The following is a 20,329-nucleotide window of genomic DNA, read 5'->3' as shown; positions in this document are numbered from 1 at the left end:
CGAAGGTATCGTCGCCACCTACAGCATGGGCCAGGCTCTTCGCCTCGACGAGGGTACCCAGAGCATTCCAGCGCAGCGCGACGTTGTCACCGAAGAGCTCGTGACGGCTCTGCTGCGCGGCATTGGTAATCGCCAAGCTATCGTCGCCGCCACCGCCGATGAATACCACATCGCCCGATTCGACTCGGACAGTGTCATTGCCGCCCTCGGCAGGATCGAGGCTCTTCGCTGCACGTAACACACCGTTGTCATCCCACTGCAACTCCCCACGGTCACCCATGACGATTTGCCTCGAGGCATGGCCGCCTTGCACGATCTCGATGTCGTCACTACCAACGCCGCCAAGGACGATATTGTGACCACCCTTGAGGCGCACGACATCGTTGCCACCACGCGCTTCGAGACCGGCCTGGGTGACACCTTGGTCGGCATCCAGGCGAGAAGTGGCATGCACCAATACACCTTGCCCGTTCCACGTAAGCTCACCGTGATCCCCCAGCACGATACTGGCAAGCAGAGCGGGGTCGGCGAAAGGATTGACGTTTCCACTGGGGCCGGCAGTGATGAAGTCTCCACCTTCGCCACCCACCAGCACATTACGCCCACTACCGCCGTGCAGTTCGTCACTGCCACCTCTGGCGCTGGGCAAGGTAACCAGGTGGCGCAGTTGACCGTCGATGAAGGTGAGCCTGGCGAAATCCCCTACCAGGATGTCATTCCCGGCATTATCGACATTCGCTGCGGTGCCACCGTAAAGAATGTCGTTACCCCCGCCGCCAAGTAAAACATCATTACCGCTGCCACCTTCGATGATGTCATCGCCATCGAATCCTTCATCGCGAACCACGATCTGGACGATATCGCCAAAGTCGTTGACACGACCGAAAGTTACATCGCCATGGTCGCCGATCAGAATGTCGTCGCCGCTGCCACCCTGCAGGGTATCGTTGCCGCTGCCACCGATAAGAATGTTGCGACCGCCACTCACAGACAGCACGTTCTCGCCATACGAAGCGGCATCGGAGCTGCGCACCGACACCACGCGCTGGCTGTCGAGCAGGCGCAGGTTGGCCATGCCCTCGCGCGCATCCAGTTCGATCACGCCATGATCGCCAATCAGGATATCGTTGCCGTCTCCCCCGATCAGGGTGTTGTTGCCCGCCACCAGGCGATCGCCCGTCGCGTGAGGCACAGCGCTCGCCGCCGAGTAGAGCGTCATCACCCTATCCGCCTGGCTCAAGCGCACACTCAGATCGACATCGATGCTGCCGTCGCCATACAGGTGGTTGTTACCACCGGCGCTGGCATCAAGCGTGTCATTGCCACCGCCGCCGAACAGCTGGTCGTTACCGCTGCCGCCGATCAGGGTGTCATTGCCGGCGCCACCCACCAGCACCACACCGCCAATGGCCCCGCTGGCGTCGATGATGTTGTTTCCTGGGTTGCTGAAAGGCTGCGCCAGACGTGTCGGCTGGCCACCCACGGCGCTGTAACGCTCACCGCTACGGGTGGTATCGCCAAAGACGATGAGCGGCATCTGCGCCTCGTACCCGCCTACGATGGTGATGCGGTCATCGCCGCCGCCGCCGTGCACCACGGTCAACGGCATTTCGCGAATCACCGCCACCGAGCCGGCCGGCGGCAGCGCCGCCATGGGCCGGTCGAGCAGTAAGCCGCCGAACTGAGTGATGGAGAGAATGGTGAATCGCTCAGTGCCGATCAACAGGCTGTCACCGCGCCGGAAGCCATCGTCGATCCAGCTCCCGGCGGTACGGTTCAGCACCGCATGTCCGCCCAGGGTCGAAGCGCTCCACTCGCCGTAATGAGCAACGGGGTCGGCATCGATCGTCAGTTGGTCGTTGCCGCTACCCAGCAGCAGCTCGACCACTTCGAAACCGAAATAGTGGATTCCCCGCTCGGTATCGACGGTGCCCCCATTGCCCAGGCCATTGTCCTGCTCCAGCCAACCCTCTCCCATGCCCAGGCCGCCGAGATGCGTCGAGGTAAGCTTGCCGCTCAGGTCGACCACGCTGGCATCGGCATGAACGATCAACCGGTCGGTGTCGTTAGCCTCCTGTCGCCCGGTTACGGTCTCGTCGATCTGACCATCGTCATCCTTGTCGAGATAGGCGGACTTCTCGCTCGGCAGCATGATCGCCGCCGTCAACGAACGGTCGGTATCGCCCACACCGCCGTTGATGATCAACGGCCCCTGAATGCGGTCCAGAACGTTGGGCTGTGGCGGGAAGGTCATGTCATAGGCGGTGTTGACGGCCGCCACGAAGTAGCCGTCAGCCGCTACCACGATCTCAACCGGCTGGTACCAGTTGCTTTCATCGAACACCACGGCAGCCGTCGTCACCCGCTTCAGCGACAGCGTTTCCCCCAGCAGTGCATCCAGATCCGCCGCACCGGTGAGGTGGAGGTCGCCGTGGGCATCGATATGGTTGACCCGGAAGCTGCCACTCAGCGGCTCACCGTCGGGGCCTGTCAGGCTCAGATACATGCCGACATCGATGCCTAGCTCGCGCCAGTCGCCGTCAGCGAGACGCAGTACCGGGCCCGCCGTTGTTGCAGCAAGCACGGTCAGGTTCAGGTCGCCAGCAAAGACTTCATCGAGAATCACCCTCTCACCCAACACGAACTCGGTGAGACCGTCGCTGAACAGGCGCACCGTGACAGGCTCGGTAGGCGCCTTGGAGAGGCGCAGCGTATAGCTGTCGGTACCGCCCTGCTTGGTCACCAGCGTCCGGCCATCGCTCTGCTGTACCACCAGCGCAGCACTGTCATTGTCGAAAACCGTGACGCGAACAGTGCCCGGAGTCGCGTTCGCATAGACCGAACTCTCACCTCCGGTGGTTTCGATGCTGAAGCTCACATGGCCGTCCAGACGGTTCTCGACGCGGTCGTTGTCGATGGCGCGTAGCGTCACCTCGCGCGGCTCGTCCCAGTCATCGGCCGTGAAGGTCAGGGTCGTACCGCCCACGGCCTCTACCCGGTCGCCGAATGCCGAGAGATCGAGCCTCACCGTGACCGTCTCGCCGGCCTGCGGCGGCGTGGAGAGGCGTACCGTGAAGGTGCCGTCCTGGCCGGTGATCGCATCGCCCTCGATCAGCTGCAGGCGCTCGTTGGGCACATCGAATACCAGATCGCCCCGGTTGGCGTCGTAAACCATGACCATGGTGTTATTGATGGGCTGCTTCAGCAGAGCTTCGAGCACCTCGGGCAGCGCCTCGTCGCCGGGCGCCTGCACCTGGGCCAGATAGCTCACGGTAACGCGACGGGTACCTTCGACCACGTCGTCTACCGGTGCCTTGACGAAGACCTCCTGGCGCGGCGTCCATTCGCCGTTCTCGAATACGAAATCGACGGTAATCGCCTGACGGTACTCACCGTGTTCATCCAACGACAGCAGTACCGTTTCGGCACTGCGTCCACCTGTCGGCGTGCGGTTGCGATCGTTGGTCGACGACATCGCCGCAGAAACGGTCAACGTGACCAACGTGCCCTCGGCGATACCTCCGATCGGGAGCGCCAGAGACAGCCACCAGGAGGAGGGGGGACCACCCTCCACCACGCTGGTGTGGCCACCCGGCTGCTCGACAACCACTGCTCCTCGGCTCTCATCGGCAACGAGAACCGGCAGACCATCGGCCAGCAGGCTGTTATACGCCGGATCGAGCGAGCCGGTGGCATGCCCCACCAGGCTGCTGCGCCCTTCAGGGTCGGCGGCAACCACACGCCCGGTAACGTTGCCACCAATGATGAACGTATCGCTGCCGACACCGCCGATCAGCTCGGTCACCACATCGAAACGCGTACTCAGTACATAGAAGGTATCGTCTCCTTCCAGACCATCCACTCGCACGCGTTGGATATTGTCGAAGCCGATACTGAGACCGGCGCCGAAAACACCGTCCTCGGTGATGACGAAGTTGTCGTTACCCTCGGTACCCAGAACGGTGACAGTGTTGTACCCGCTACCACCATCGATACTCACCGGCGCATTGATGTTGTACTCGATGTTGTCGTCGCCATCACCGCCGCGCACCTCGATATTATCGCCCGCGATGAAGGCGCGAATGACGAAGTTGTCGTTACCGTCCTCACCTTCCATGCGCAACAGCGACTTGTTGCTGTAGACGACGAATTCGTCATTGCCACTGCCCCCGTAAATCACCATGGCCTCGCTGTTGCCATAGCTGAGGTAGCCGAGAGTGGTCTGGGTTACGCGGATCTCGTCACCGACCCGAACCCCAGAGGCGTAATAGCCATTCACCGCAGTGCCTTCGGGGTTAGGGTGATCCTGGAAGATCTGGCCGACCTGGAAGCGATCGTTGCCGTTGCCGCCGTCCAGGGTCATCAGCGCGGAGGTGTCGTCCACCACGAAAACGTCGTCGCCGTCATGGCCGTTGATCGTCACACGACCGTTCATGTCGGCGCCGTAGTTGATGCGCTCCACGTTCGAGCCGGTCACGCCCAGGGTGGAATCGCCATCCATGCGAGCGATGAAATTGCGGCGGATGAGGAACAGGTCGCTCATGTTGCCGTCAGCGTAGGCGTTCAGGTCGCGGTCGAGAATATCGGCATAATCGTCGAAACCGCGACCCTCGATGAACATGAAGTCCACGCCGTCGTTGTTCGCCCCGCTGTCGGCAACGGTGATCTCGTAATTGGCGCTCGCCCCCTGACGCATCACGATCCGATAGGTATCGCTGCCGCTGCCGCCGTCCATCAACAGACCCTCGGTACGGCTATTCAGCTCCACCACGGTCAACGTATCGTTGCCTTCCCCACCCATCAGCTCGATCTCACCGATCAGCTCGTCGGCATGCAGCATGAGGTCGTCGTTACCGGCTTCCCCATCGAAGCGCATACCGTGCTCGGCAAGAATGGTACCGTGCACGCGCAGGGAATCGTTGCCTGCGCCAAGGTACACTTCAAGGCGGCCCAGAGCATGCACGCCGTCGAAGGTGACGCGGTCGTCGCCCTCGCTCCCTCGAACCCGAACGTAATCGGCTTCGATCTCGCCTGCCAGCCAGATCACGTCACCATCGCGCCCGCCGTCAAGCAGTACGCTGCCGGCTTCGATCCGGCCCTGCAACTCGAAGCGATTGTCGCCATCGCCCGTATTCAGTTGCACGGTCGTGGCGATCAGCAGTGCATCGTCGGCGACCAGCCAGTGCTGACCCTTCTCGTTACCACCCACCATGGAAAGGGTATCGCCTGCTTCCAGGGTACCGCGCAGCACGCTGGTGGCACGCGTATCGTCGAGACGAGCGCCCAGCAGAGTGGTTTCCCAGGTTTCCACCCGCAAGCGGATATCCTGCGACGCCTTGAGCACCACCTGGTCGTCCTCGATGACGATGCCATCGGCAGCAAAGACGACGATATTGCCTTGCTGCGCCTCGACCCGCACGCCGTTGGTGAACGTGACCTTGTCGCCGTTGTCGCTGGGGTCAGCAGCCTCCATGGCATAGAAGAACACATTTCCCGACGTGGAGATCACATCCTCCCGCACCGTCAGCGGGCTGTTGGTGGTGATCTCGATATCTCCCGCGGCTGTCAGACCCTTGCCGTCGATCACCAGATGACCGCTGTTGTTCAGGTAGACCTGGCCTTCGCGCGACTCGCCCTGCAGCACCCCGGTCGCCGTGGCAATCACCTTGTCCTGACGACCGATATTGTGCTGGGCGACGAGGTAGACGCCATAGGAAAGAAGGTTGATCTCGCCCTCGTCGAGGGCATTGAAGATGTTGCCCACCTCCGAGAAGATCAGTGCCAGCGTGTCGTCACTGCCGGCCCTGATCTGCCCCAGGAGCAGGTCGCCGCTGCGACCCAAGCCGGCGCTGCCCAGCACCTCACGCACGAAGACCGTATTGGCGCTGTCGATGTCCAGGCGCCCTGCCACATCGTCGGTCATGATCGCCAACAGTCGGTCGGCCTGACCCACCCCGCCGATTCGCGTTTCCAGCCGCAACGTCGTCGACAGGATGTCCCCTGCCAGCTCGTTGCTCTGGACGCCGAGGATGTCGAACAGTGCGCGCAGATGCGCATGCCCACCCGCCTCGACATAGCCGATGGACATGCTGCCATCCACCGCATCCAGATAGATGTCGCCGCCGGCCTGGGCATCGATCACGCCACCGGGGCGCGTGGCGAACTCGAGGAAATTGCCGGCACTGCCGATGTCGACGCCAGCCGTCAGGTGGATATTGTTGGCCAGCATGTTGATCAGGCCGTGGTTGAGGCCGTCGACGATGCTGCCATCGGCGCTCAGCCATAGATCGCCGCTCTGGGAGTACATGGTAGCGACACGCAGGTCGCTGTCCAGCGCATGCAGGTAGATGCCGTTCTGGGCCCGAGCCGTGACTGTCGCGTGTTCCAGAAGATCGAGCTGCAACCGCGAATCGGCGCCGGAGCCGATCTGCCCGTTGGCCGCCTCCAGGACGAGGTCACCACTGCGGATCACCAGCTCGCCCGACAGGCTCTGAGCAGCGAGAATGCTGCCCGAAACCTTGATGCGAGCATCGCTCCCGGCCTCCAGCTTGGCCAGGCGCAGGCTGGCCTCGCCCTCTTCGGCATCGGCGCCGAGATAGACCGAACCGCCCGCCTCGACGAAGATCTCCCCGCCGTTGAAGACGTTGAAGTCCTCCACCATGCTCACGGCGATGTACTTGATGACACTGATCGGCTTGCCGTTCTCGTCGAACTCCACGGCGCTGCGCGGATCGAGCAACACGGCGGCCAGGTTCACCTCCACCCCCGACTCCGCCACCACGTCCAGTGCCGTGCGAAGCACCATGGTGTCGCCCTCTACGGAGACGATCTCGTAGTATTGCCCGTTCTCCGTGACGTTGAGCGACTTACCATCGATATCGAGGGACTCACCCGCCTTGAACCAGTCGGTGTTCCAGGTCATGCCGTCAGTACGGGTCAGCGTCACGTTGGTGATGCCATCCACCCTGGCGCCCACCACGAAATTGACGCTGGCCTTCACCGGGGCATGCTTCAGGTAGCTGACGTCCTGGCGCTCGGCGGCGGAGAGCAGCAGCCGCTGCTCGGCAGTGAGGCCTGCCAGGCCATTCGACATATCGAGCAGTTCACGACCGTTGGCGACACCGATATTGCCACCCGCGATCAGAGTGATATTGCCGGCCGCCTCGACGTTGGCTGCCTGAACCTCGGTGCGGGTGCTGGTGGTCTCCTGCAGCAGCCCAGCGCCTATGAGCGATAGCAGCTCCTGCTCGGTCCACTCCTTCACCGAGGACTCGAGGTTGGCCGCCTCGGCAGCCGTCAGGGTTGCCTGATAATTCAGCTCGCGCAGCAGCGTCGCGGATCCGTCTCCCGCCACGCCATACACCGCATGCAGTTGGCGGTAGACCGTCGTGCGATCTTCGGCAATGCCGTCGATGCGCGCCTCGAGCGCCGCCTCGTCATCGGCCAGACTAGGGTCAAGCTCCAACAGCGCCTGACGATAGGCGCTGCGCTCGCGCTCGGTCAGAATCACGCCCTGGCTGGCGTCGTATTCCACCACGCGCCGATAGGTGAGGGTCTGACCTACAGCCAGCGCACCACCGGCAGCCAGCAATCCCTCCGAGCTGATGCCGGTGAGGCTATCGACAATGAAATAGTCGCTGACAGACGTGTAGAAACGATGGCTCGCACGTGGATCGTCCGCAGCGATATCGGGAGCCGCAAGACGTACCTCGGTGCGATTGTCACCCGAGCCAACTTCCAGCAGCAGATTGCCTTGCGGATCGATACCCTTGATGCGATATGTCTCACCGTCCACCAGGCCGGCAATGACGTCCTCGCTGGTGGCAAAGCGGTAGTTCCAGTAAGCCTGGTACTCGTTGTTCTTGCGATTCACGAGCTCCTGCTTGGCGTCGGCGATACGGCCACCTTCTTCACCGGGAATCAGGCCCATACGAGCCCATACGCCCTGCAACTGTTCAATGGTGCGCTCGTCGCGGCGCGAGTCGTCGTTGCGATCCAGCAGGTCGCCCGCTGCCCGCAGCCAGACATCGCCCTGGGTACTGACGATACGCTCCACGCCCAGGTCGCCGCTGACCTGATCCAGCGCGATATCGCTACGCGCCACGGCATTCAAGCGGCCTTCGCTGGACTGCTTGATCAACAGCGGGCCATCGCCGCCGATGCCGCCCCCCGCGCCCAATGTCAGGTTACGACCCTGCACATGGGCATCGGCGCCATCCAGAAGCGTACCGGCGATCAGGCTGCCGGAAGCCGTCAGACTGACGTTGCCACCGGCATGGGCGCGATCCACGATCACGTCGCCGTTGAGCTGATGAACGTTGATATCGCCGCGCACGGTGACGGCATCCAGACGCATCGCCGGCGCCTGGGCTCCATCCGGCCCCAACCGGTTGTGCAGGTCGATGGCACGACCGGCACCAATGCCATTCTCGGCGCGCAGTACGATGTCGGCACCGCTGATGCGAATGTCGCGCCGCTGGTCATCGTTCTGGCGAATGGCTCCGTCGGTCTTCACCGTACTGGTGCCATTGTGGTTGGCAAGATCACCGATCAGTACCACGTCGCCGCGAGATTCGATCTTGATGGTACCGGTGTCGTTACCGATGAAGCGGATCTGAACCTCGCGGTTGGCCTCAACCGAGTGGGTATGAAGAATGACGCTCTCACGCTCCTGCACGAACTTGGCGTAGTTGGTCTTCTTGCCATACCAGGTGCTGGTAGACCACTTGTCCACCAGCTGGACCGGAATATCGTTCCAGCTCTTGAGCGCTTCGTCTTCACCCGCACCGATCTGGCTACGGCCGTATTGGTAGCCGCTCTCGCCGCTGACGTAGAAATAGGAGAGCGCATCCTGCAGCTTGCCGGGGCTGAGTTCGCTGTTACCCCAGTTCAGGGTTCTCGGGTCGGCGGCCAGCGCATCGATGCCCAGCCAGCTGCTGGAACCCTTCACGGCATAGCGGCGCTCGGTGCTGTCCTGGGCCACGCTGAAACCGTAGCGAGCGTCCTCCTTGGGCTTGAAGGTATAGGTGTTGCTGCCATTGGGATCGTAACTGTATTCGTGCAGCCCGGTGAACTTGTCGTTGATCCGCAGGATACCCTGACCCGGGCGGCTGACATCCAACCCACCCACGGCCAGGGTGTAGTGGGTATTGTTGACGATCTCGATGGTGCCGTAGCCCCCCAGCACTTCGAGAAGGCCGTTGCCGGTGTTGACCACGTGGCCGGTAATATCGAGACGACCGCCCTCAATGGCGATATTCTCCACCTCGATCTGACCGGTGCGCGGGTTGAAGATGGCAAGCGCGGTGCCGGTGGATGCCGGCAGAATGATGTTGCTGGTACTGCCGCTACGGATGTGATCGGCAATTCGCTGGGCATCGGCGTCGCCCAGCACCAGGCGGTAAATCTCCTCACCGGCACGAATGTAGCCGTTGAGGTTGACGAACTCGGCATCGATCACGATGACGCCGGCGGAAAGGTCCGGCGAATCGCCGCGGCTGTTGCGAATCGCCTCCAGCGCCGCTGCGCTCAGTTGACCCACGCCGTTGCCGGCATGGGCTCCCACCGCCTGTGCATCGGGATTACCGCCGGGGTTGAACTGCGACAGGCCGCGCACGGATATCTCCCCGGCCGAAGAGAGCAGCAGGCGCTCCGCGCGCATTTCACCCTCGATCTCCAGCGAGCCCGCCGCATAGGCCACGATTTCACCGGAAACGTTGCGGGTGATGCCCGTGACCGCAAACAGGATGCTGGCCGCCGGGGAATTGCCGTAATGGGTGCCATCGTAGAGGAAGGCATCCCGCGCCGAAGCGCTGAGACCTTCCAATTGCAGGCCCCGAACCAGGGCGTTGAGTACCTGCTCCTGGGTGGCATCATTGGTATTGAAGACCACACCACGGCTGTTGACGATGGTGATACGCGGCGTTGCCCCCTCACTACCTGTCGGGTTGAGCCCCGAAAGGGTCGTGGTCAAACTCGAATTTAGCAGGTTGATGGCGTGGTAGCTGTCCACTTCAGTGAGGTTGAAGTAGAGCCCACCCACGACCTGAGGTATCTGAGTACTCCCCAGCACCATTCGCGACGGTGCGGTATTGAGGATGGTGATGCTGGCATCACCCGGTGCATCCACCTCACCGCTACCGGTCAGGTTGTCGGCAAACACATAGACGGTACCCGCCTGGGCCCACACATCGTCGATGTAGACCGTGAGCTGATCGACCTCATTGATCAGGATGTCGTTGCCGATCTTTTCGGCGAAGCCTTCATCCAGCAGACGCTGCTCGATACGAGCGATTTCGCTGGTGTAGAAATTGATCAGCTGCTGATTGCCGGAATTGCGGTACAGCGAGAAGCGTTCTCGGAGGTCGCGCAGCTCATCGATCAGCTCTGACTGACCGCGGGTATAGCCAACGCTGAAGCCGATGTCATCGTATCCCTCACGGGCCACCAGAAAACTGCCAGCGTTACCGGTGAACAGGGCGTCGAGCTCGGCTTCCTTGGCGTCAATCTCGGCCTGCTTGGCCGCGATCAGGTTCTGCTTCTGTGCGATCTGATCGAACTTGGCGGCCACTTCGCCCTGCTTGCCGGCGATCGTTTGCTGCGTGGTTTCGATTGCGCCGTTCCTGGAAGCAATCGCGGCCTGCTTGGCGGCGATCTCGCCATTCTTGGCGGTGATCGCATCTTGCTTCGCTGAGATTTCGGCTTCGAGGCGAGCGATTTCCGCGTCATCCTCTTCCGCCTGTGCAACAGCGAGCTCGGCGTTGAGGTCTGCGAGTCGGTCTTCCAGATCTTCAAGCTCGCCTTCGAGCTCGACCTTGTCCGCCTCCAGCTCCACCAGCTCGGCGTTCAGCTCCACCAGCTGTTCCTCGAGCACAGCCAGCTGGGCTTCGAGGGTGCCGATTTGACCGAGCAACGACAGGATCTCGGGCTCATTGGTGGAACGCAACGCCAGCAGCTCGGCACGCAGCGACCCCAGCGCCTGGTTGATATCGCGAGCCAGCGACTCGACGTCGGCCATCTCCAGCACCAGCCGCTGGTGGCGGTCGATCCCGGTACGCACCGTGCCGTCGATGTTGACCCGGCCGTCCGAGCGGGTCACCACATCGCCGTCGAGTATTTCGGAACCGCCGCCGCCGCCCAGCGCGGCGTCGATGGCACCGGTTACCGCTGAGATCCAGCTCACGCCCTTGGCCTGGGCGTTCATGTCGCTGAAGCCGAAGCGCTCGGTGAACAGCGTGATGTCCCGCGCGCCAACCAGCTCGGCACCGCTGCGGATATCGATCAAATGCGATTGATTCATCTCAGCGCGGGCATTCAGATCCGTGATAGGGATCAGGCTGCCGGCAAAGCTGTCCAGCGTCGCGCTCAGTGCGTATACGTCGCGATTGCCGCGGATATCGCCCCCTGCCGCAAAATTGATGTCACCAAAGGCCGTAGCACTCGCCCCCTCGGCCATCACGATGCGGTTGGTTGGGCTCAGGATCACCCGCACACTGCCGACCCCCACGGTAGCGGCACCGTAGGTATCCATCAGCAATATGGAACTCAAGTCACCCGTTCCACGTGCGGTCGCCACCAGCTCGCCGGCACTGTGCAACACGGCGTTCTGATGAACGATCACGCTGGCCGCCATGTCGTCATCGCGAATGTGCGATGTAATGCCGGCTCCGGCTCCCAGGCCGGCAGCGGTGAGATTGATCTGGTCGTGGAAGGTAATGGCGTTGAACGCCTCGAGGCGCATGTCGCCTGACGTGGTGGTCAGCTTCGCAGCAGCTCCCACTTCCACTCGAGTATCGAGATCGAAGAGCGCATCGGTGCCGGCACCGGCACCGGCCACGGCGCCGCCGGCAACACCGCGAATGGTATCGTTACCGGCACCTGCCAGACGCTCTCGAATCACCTTGCTGTCGGCCAGGATATCCAGGCTGTCGGCAGTGATGGCGGCATTGCCCGAAACTCCTGCCAGAGTATCGGCAGTGATGCGGAAGCGTGCCTCGGCACCGGTCCCGGCGAATACACCGCCCGCGGCAGCGAGAATCTCGCTTTCCATCTCGAAGGTCTGGTTGGCTCGTATCAACAGCTTGCCGGCGTCCGGATCGGTCGCAGCCAGCGGCGCCTTCACGGTGACGGTAGAAGCGCCCACCGTGGCGTGGGTGATCGCCGTCTGGCGCAGATGGTTACCCGCACCGGCACCGGCGACGACACCGCCGCTTCCGGCCAGGGTGTAAAGTTCGGCCTGTTGATGCCCCCCCGCAACCACGCTTACGCGCCCGGCACCAATCAGATGACCATCGCCGATTCTCGCCCGGCTCTGCGTGTTCTGGCGTACGTCCACCACGGCGGCACCGGCAGCCACCAGGCCGCCCACCACGCTGATGGCGCGCCCTTCCAGCGAGGTACGCAGGTCGGTGATGACCTGCAGGTGGCCGGCCAGCTCGATATTGTTGTTGCTTTGCGGCTCACCCATAACCCCGCGGCTGGACTGCGTATTGCCGATCAGCGCTTCGGCGCGGGTATTGTCGCGCAGCGTTATCACGGTGGCATTGAGGCCCAGCAGCGCACCGCCTGCCGCGCCGACAGCCTTGGCATAGAGGGAAGGTGCACCATGCAATAGCGTACTGCGCGCCTCGACCGTCAGATTGTCGGCACGCAGGCTGATATCGCTATTGGCACTCCCGGGCGTACCCACCTGGGCCAGCACCTTCGTGCCCAGATTGCCCACCACCACCGAGGCGCCGATACCGATGCCGGCACTCACTGCCACGCCAAGGGATTCAGCGCTGACTCGCGGCGTATGCAATGCGCTGATGACCACGTCGCCAAGGGCGCTGAGCGTCACACCGCTACCCAGCCAGGCCTGCACGTCGTTGGAGAGGCTCACGGTCGATACGTTGGCGGTGCCTGCACCAGCCAGACCGGCGGCCACGGCAACCACTGTCAGGCTAATCCTGTCGAGGCTGGTCGCCGATACCGTGACGTTGTTCAACAACGTCTTGTCGCCAAGCACTGCGCGTTCGCCGAGCCATGCCTCGGTTGCCCCGCTTACTTCGACGACGCCCACGGAAATACCGGCTGCCACCTTGCCGATGCTGCCACCGGCCGCCACGGCCTGGTGGTACCGATCGGCGCTCGCACTGAGCGTAAGGTTGCCTGGTGTGTTGATGACAATGGCCTGAGCCGAAGAGACGGCATCCTCGAGGTAAGCCTGCTGTACGGAGCGATCCAGGATGACGGCACTCTGGCCGCCCACGGCAATTCCGAGGGCGGCCGCACCGCCCACGGCGTGCAGGTTGCTGTTCAGCTTCGCGTGGCTGGCCACGCGAACCTCGCCATCGGCGGTAAGTGAACTGCCGTAGCCCACGCTAGCGCTTACCGCACCATTGAGCTCCAGTACTGCAATCGAGATCCCCACGCTGGCAATCCCGGATATCGCCGCGCCACCGGTAACGATCCCGACGTTCAATACTTCCCTGGCCTCGACCACGATGTCGCCACCGGCATTGAGTTCGGTGAAACGTCCCACCTTGGCGGTGGTATCGCCGATGACCTGGCCGCTCTTCTCGACATCGAAACTCACCTGGAAGGTCAGCTCATCGAGAGCCTGGTTGGTGGCCTTGCGGTTGGCCTGGTTCTGATTGCCGGCATTGGCAGGTGCATCGAAGTCGCGCTCGAAGTCTTCCGGGTCGAAGGGGTCGGCGTCATCGTCTTCGGCACCGGAGTCGCTGCCGCTGGCAGTCTCCTGCATGGCATAGTCGCCGTTGGCGAAGCCGGCGAAGGAGTCCGACACCAACTTGCCGAGCTCCTCGACGTCGGCCACGGCATCCTCGCTGAGCCCCGCGCCCAGGCTGATGACCGAAATGGCCCCGTTCAGACTCAACGAACCGCTGGCGGTGAAAGCGAGTACGGCGGAGTTGATGTCTCGCTCCAGCAAGGCCTCGACGCGTATGTCGCCGCCTGCCTGCACCAGGCTGGCATCGTCGATGACCGCCAGGGTGCGCTCGCGAAGTACCATGACCTCAACCGAGGCCCCGGCACCCACGCCACCCACACTGACGGCACCCACGCCCTGCAAGTAATCGCCAGCGTTCTCACGCTTGTTCATCTTGGTCAGGGTTTCGGCCAGTACCACCACCGAACCTCCGGCTTGCAACTCGCTCCGTTGGCCGCCGTAGCTGCCAACGCGAGCCTCGGTATGGGCGTCGGCCATCATCACCGAGAAGGCGCCGGAGAGGGCGCCGCCACCCACGGCCCCGGCCACCACGCTGATACCCAGGTCCAGGGTCTGCTTGGCGGCAATCCGAATGTCATCGCCGGCGGTCAGGGTCGCGCCCTGAATCAGTGCCAACGCCTTGGGATTGAGCAGGCCTACGGCAAGCGAAGCACCCGCGCCAAAGCCGGCACTTCCCGCCAAGCCCCCGACGATATAGCGCCCTTCGACATGGTTTTCGGCTTCCACCACGATGCTGCGAGCCGCCACCTGAGCCTGGCGCACCATGGCGCGGGTTTCCATGGAGACATTCACCGCGCTGGCGGAACCGGCAAGTGCCATCCCCCCCATGTCCACCGCGATACCCATCACGACCGACAGGAAGACCACCTTGGCTTCTGCCTCGACGCGCAGTGCTTCATTGGCCTGCACCATGGGTCCGATACCGGTATAACCCGAGCCGTCGATCCAGGCTTCGGTGCGATGCCCAAGCAGGGTGGCATCGACACCCGCCGCCACGGCCAAGCCTGAGCCGATGGCCAGCGCACCGCCGCCACTGTCGGCATCGGTATGGTGCAGTGCCCGGACTACCACATCGGCGTTGCTGCGAACCTTGGCGTTCTCGATATAGGCCTGCGTGGAACCATTGACGCCATCCACCGTGACATTGGCGGCCAGCGAGCCGGCTCCCCCGGCAACCGTCGCCGCCAGGGTCAGGAAGGTCATGTGACTGGTGGCCAATACCACCACGCCCTTCCGGTTCTCATCCTCCCAGCCATCGTTCCAGCGCTGGGCCACGGCTCGGCCATCGCCATTGCCACGCGCCAGCACATCGGCGTTGCCGCCAATCCAGGCGCGGCTGTCGCTACCCATCAGGTCGACCGATACCCCACCGCCGATGGCAGCAGCCCCGGCCGCTACGGTTCCCAGCACGATCCGGCTGGTATCGGCGACATCGGCGTGGACCAACAGGCTGCCATCGGCACGAATCGTGCCACCATCCACCCGCGCCTCGGCCAGGTTGCGGATGACCGAGCTGCCGGCATTGGCCGCCCCGGCCCCGAAGGTGCCGTAGGTGACCCCTGCACTGGTGATCAGGTTATTGGAGCGTGACTCGGCGCGAATCACTACGTCGCCACCGCCATTCGCGGCGGTTTCGAGGTGGGCGCCCCGGCTACCGGCAAGAATGGTGTTCTGAATGTCGTGATAGACCACCGAAATACCGGCGGCACCGCCCTTGATCGCAACGTTGACCTGCACGCTGGCCGAGGTCATGCGGCTGCTGTCTTCGGCCTCGATCAGGACATGCTGAGCGGCCACCACACGGGTGCTGCCGCCCAGCACTTCGGCGCGGATCTCCTTGCGGGTGAAATTGAGCGTGGTCGTACCGCTCAGCGCGGCGAAGCCCGCCACGGCGCCACCAATGGTGTAGGCATTGATACGCGAGCTGGAGAATGCCTCCAGCAGCACACTCCCACCGGCCTTCACGTCGGCGCCGTTCTGGATCAACGCGGCAATGCGGTTGCCGGCTTGATCGGCGGGGTTATCGGGGTTGCCACCGATGTAGTTGTAGGCGAAGTAACCGGCGGCGGCGAATGCACCGGCGCCGGATGCCGCCACGGTAAAGGCGTTGAGCCCCAGGTCGTCGGATGCCGCTACGCGCACGTCGCCGCCCGCGTCCACCTCGGCGGCATCGATCACTGCCTCGACGTTGGTGCGCAGCCAGTTCAACGAGAGCGCCCCGGAAACGGCCACCTTTCCGGCACCCGCACCGCTGAGGGCAAAGCTCCAGATCTGGTCGCCCGCCTCCGGGGTCGCCGGCCGGTCACCGGTTTCCTCTTCATCGGGAATGAGGCTGCTGTCCACGCTCATCGTTGGCAGATCGTCGGTCACTTTGAGCAAGCGCGCCTGCACATCGACATGACCTTCCGCCACCACCCGCGTCGCGGCACCGTCGATACGGGCACTGACGATGGAAGCCATGTCATTGGTGGCCGAGGCCCCCGCCAGGCCCACGGCACCGGCACCGGCCGCAGCACCGGCAATGTTGATCATGATCGGTGCCACGGAAGCGCTTACGCTCACGTGGCCGGTGTCGGCATTGCCCTGGGCGGCATGGGCGCTGACCTGAGCGCCGCTCCCGATCCGGGCCAGCAGGTCGTGCTGCATGAAGTTGATGGCAATGGAGCCGGCCAGCGCCACCTTACCTGCTCCGGCACCACCGGCGGTGATATTCAGCAGCTGGGCATCGGCATGGGATTTGACCGTGACGTTACCCGCCTGGGCGGTCACCGCGGCATTGTCGATCACCGCTGCCACCTGGCCGGCCTTGTAGCCGAAAGCATTACCGCTGCCTTCCAGGATCAGCATGTCCTTGGAGGCGTTGACGTCGTCGTCACTGGTATTGTCGATCGTGCGCGAAGGATCCGAGGGGTCGCCGCCGATATAGTTGAAGGAAATGGCGGCACCGCCGGCCACCTTGCCGGCCCCGGCCACGCCGAAAGCGAAGCTGGCCAGCCCCTTGCGGTCTTCGGCGCGCACCTCGACATCATGGCGGGACACCACTACGGCGCCCCCGCTGAGTTCGGCGCGAATCGAGCTGCGCATCCAGTTGAGGCTCACCGCCGCGGAACCGGCAGCGCTGCCGGCGCCGGAGCCGGCAATACTGATACTGACGACACCCGCGGACCAGTCGACGTTGCCCATATCGCGGGCAGCAATGTCCGGCTCGTCCTCACCCTCGGCAAGCTCGGTCCCTTCGGTTTCCGGATTGATTCCGGTCAGCGCCTCGAGATCGAAGGCAGCGCGATCGGTGTCTTCGGCAAGCCCCGCCCAGATCCTCACATTGTCGGCTTCCAGCCGGCCGCCTTCGACCAGCGCCACGATGGCATTGTCGGTCTGTACCGTGGTGCTGCTGACGCCGCCCGCCACCTTACCGGCACCGGCGGCGCCAATGGCCACGACCACCAGCTGAGCGCTGTCGGTCGCCTGTACCTGAATATCGCCACCAGCCGTCAGGTTCGAGTTCTTCACGTGAGCGACCGTTTGGCCGGACACCAGATTCACGGTTACCGCACCCGCCAGACCCACCTGACCGGCGCCCGCGCCGCCAATGGCCACCGAAACCACCAGGGAGTTGGCAGTGGCGCTGAGCAGCAGTCGGCCCTGAGTGACGATACTGCTGTCGAGGATGGTCGCGCGGGTGTCGTTGTCGATGATATTGACCGACACACTGCCCGCCAGCGCCGCCTTGCCGGAACCGGAGGCGGCGCCACTGATGGCGATCAGCTGCGTGCGATCCACGGCCAACACCGCGACTTCCTGAGACGCCCCGAGGCGGTGGCTGTGGATTCCCGCCCGCAGCGAGTTGGCAATGATGTTGGCCGACACGCTGCCGGCGCCGGCTACTTTCTTGCTGGCCCCCACCCCGATGGTGAGGGTGCGCAGCAGGCCGGTATTGGCGGCAAGTACCGCGACGCCGGACGCCTGTTCGATGGCACCACCCTGGATCAGAGCACTGGTTTCATTGGCGAGGTAGTTGACCGATATGGCGGCGCCGAAACCGACTACACCACCCACGCCCACCGCCCCCGACAGGGACCAGATACTGCTGCGATCCTCGGCGTTCACTCGTACGGCAGGCAGCACGGCGGTTTCACCGTCAGCCGCCGCATGGGCGTCCAGGTAGCTGTCCTTCACCAACGCCTGAGTGGTGTTCTCGATGCGGTTGATGGCGACAGTACCGGCCAAGCCCACGCCCTTGGCGCTGGCACCGATACCGGCGGAACCGGCGACGCTGACGATCAGCACCTCCGACTTGGCATCCACCTCCAGGCCTTCGAGGGCGACCGGTTTTTCTTGCGTGCCGATGGAAACCACACTTGCCTTGACCTCGTGGCTTATCTCCGCATAGGCAACTGCCCCACCGATGCCGGCCTTACCGCCGCCGCCTGCCGAGCCGGCCAGCAGAATCGTATTGGCTGCATCCCGCGCCAGGATCGAGACATCCCCCAGCGCGCCTTCCTCGATATTCATGACGCGCGCTTCGACGGTGCGCAGCGAGCGCAGCACCCCTGCCGAGCCGGCCACGCCGAAGCCCTTCTGTCCCGGCGCCACCGCCAAGCCCACGGCGGCCAGGACCGTCCAGCCTTCTCTGAAGGCCGTGACATCGAGCCCTGACGCCGTGAGAGAAGCGATCTCTTCCACTCTCGCCTGGGTCGAACCGTTCTGCAGCGCCACCACGGCGGCACCGGACACACCGACGCTGATACTGCTTTCCCCCGCCCGGGCAAAGCTTGCCCCACCGGCCAGCAAGCCCAGATGGGTCGCATCGTTGGCCGAGACGCCGATATCGCCTGCCACATCGAGCTGCGCCAACCCGCGAATGACGGCACGGGTGTCATCCTTGCCATAGTGCACCACCACCGAGCCGGAAACGCCGACGCCAAACGAGCCCTTGCCGCCGTCACTCTTGCTGTCGCCGCCGCCGCTACCGCCCTGACCCAGCTTGCCGGTCAACTCCGCCAGCACCTTGTCGTAATTGGTCTGGTTGTTGGGCCACTTGCCGGGGTCGTCCGGCTTGTCGCCGGTACTGCCGCTAGAGCCACCGGATGCACCGCCACCGGCTTCAGTGGCCTTGGGCTTGCCGCTGGCCGTGGCGCCGGCCACCGCCAGATCGATCACCACGCCGCGGGTATTGGCTTCGACACTAAGGTCCCCACCGACGATCAAACGCCCGGAAGGCGTGGCCAACGACTCAGCCAGGGTACCAATGAGAGCGCGGGTATCGCGCTCGACCACCGAGACGGCCACCGACGCCCCCACCCCCACGGGACCGCCGCCGGCGAAACCGCCGGCAATGCCGATCAGGTAGACGCCGTCATTGGCACTGACGCGCATCGCCGGGCCATCGGCGTCTTCGATGACGCTACCGTTGCCTACACGAATCTGCGAGCCTTCGGCCACCTGGGCCAGGCTCTTGCTCTGTACCACGTTGGCAATGGCTGCGGCATTGAAGGCCACCTTGCCGGCCTGACCGCCCGAGGCGCCAATATTGAGCAGCACGGTTTCGGCATCGGCCTGCACGTCCAGGCTACCGGCCAGCATCGCCACACCGGATTCGATCAAGGCAGTGGCGTTGGTCGTGAAAATCTGCACGCCCACCGAGGCGCCCACGGCGCTGCCCTTGTCCGAGGTCACCCCAGCCGCTTTCTGCTTGACCGTATCGACGCTGCTGGTCAGGCCTTCTTTCCACTGCTTGGCGTTGAACTCACCGCCACCGGCGATGCCCGGCAGCGAGATATTGCCCACCAGGCCGAGCAGATGGTTCTTGCTACCGGCCAGCACCGACACGCGCTGTTCGTCGTCGATGGCGTTGTCCGCATCGGCAAGGGCGTCGTCGAAGGTCTGACCATTTAGGTTGATGTTGGCGCCGCTCTTGATACGCGCGTCGCTCTCCTGCTGATTGAGCAGCACGTTGACGGCGCCCGCCAGCGCCAGCTTCTCACCCTCGGCCGTGGCCTGGGTCCAGGCATCGAAGCTCTTGCTGAAACCGAATTCACTGCCGAGGTAGCTCTGCAGGGTATTCAGGTAATCGAGCACCGCCTCCTCCAGGGGCGTGCCCTTGGCCTTCCACAGCGCTTCGTCGCTGTAGTCGACCTGGGAAAGATCGACGTCGTACCACCTGTCGTTGCCGATATATTCGTAAAGCTGCCCCACCTCGCCGCCTGCGGTGTGGCCCTTTTGAACCAGCACCACATCGCCGCCCGCGATGTCCTGGGTCTCGGTGCTGAGATAGGCGTCGCCCTGGAGGTCACCGCTGAACATCGCAATGAGAGGCGCAATGGCATTGGCCCCCCACACATCCAACGGGTCGACTTCATTGAGGCTGTAGGCTTCCACGGTGATGGTGCCACCTGCATTCAGGTCCACCGTGCCTTCTATGGCAGCGTTGGCTTTACTCTCGTAGATGCCTACCGCCACCGCTGCTGCCCCACCGAACGCCGCCTTCGACTCTTCCGCATCCGCGCTCTTGGCAGCCTTGGGCTCCTTGCCCTTCCAGGTGTTGTACTTCTCCTTCAACTTGTTGCCGATGGGAGTCCCGCTGGGTTTTTCCTTACTGGG

The 20,329-nt window shown here is 63.5% G+C and carries 1 pseudogene; it reads right to left on the bottom strand.

Going from position 1 to position 20,329, the window contains the following annotated elements:
- Positions 1-20,329 (bottom strand): annotated as a pseudogene (locus tag AC2VNO_RS19985) (hypothetical protein); the annotation flags it as partial.

The sequence above is a fragment of the Halomonas sp. TH-94 genome (genome assembly GCF_057473365.1).
Note: the sequence above shows the minus strand (reverse complement) of the source record. Positions and strands in the feature narration are given on the sequence as shown.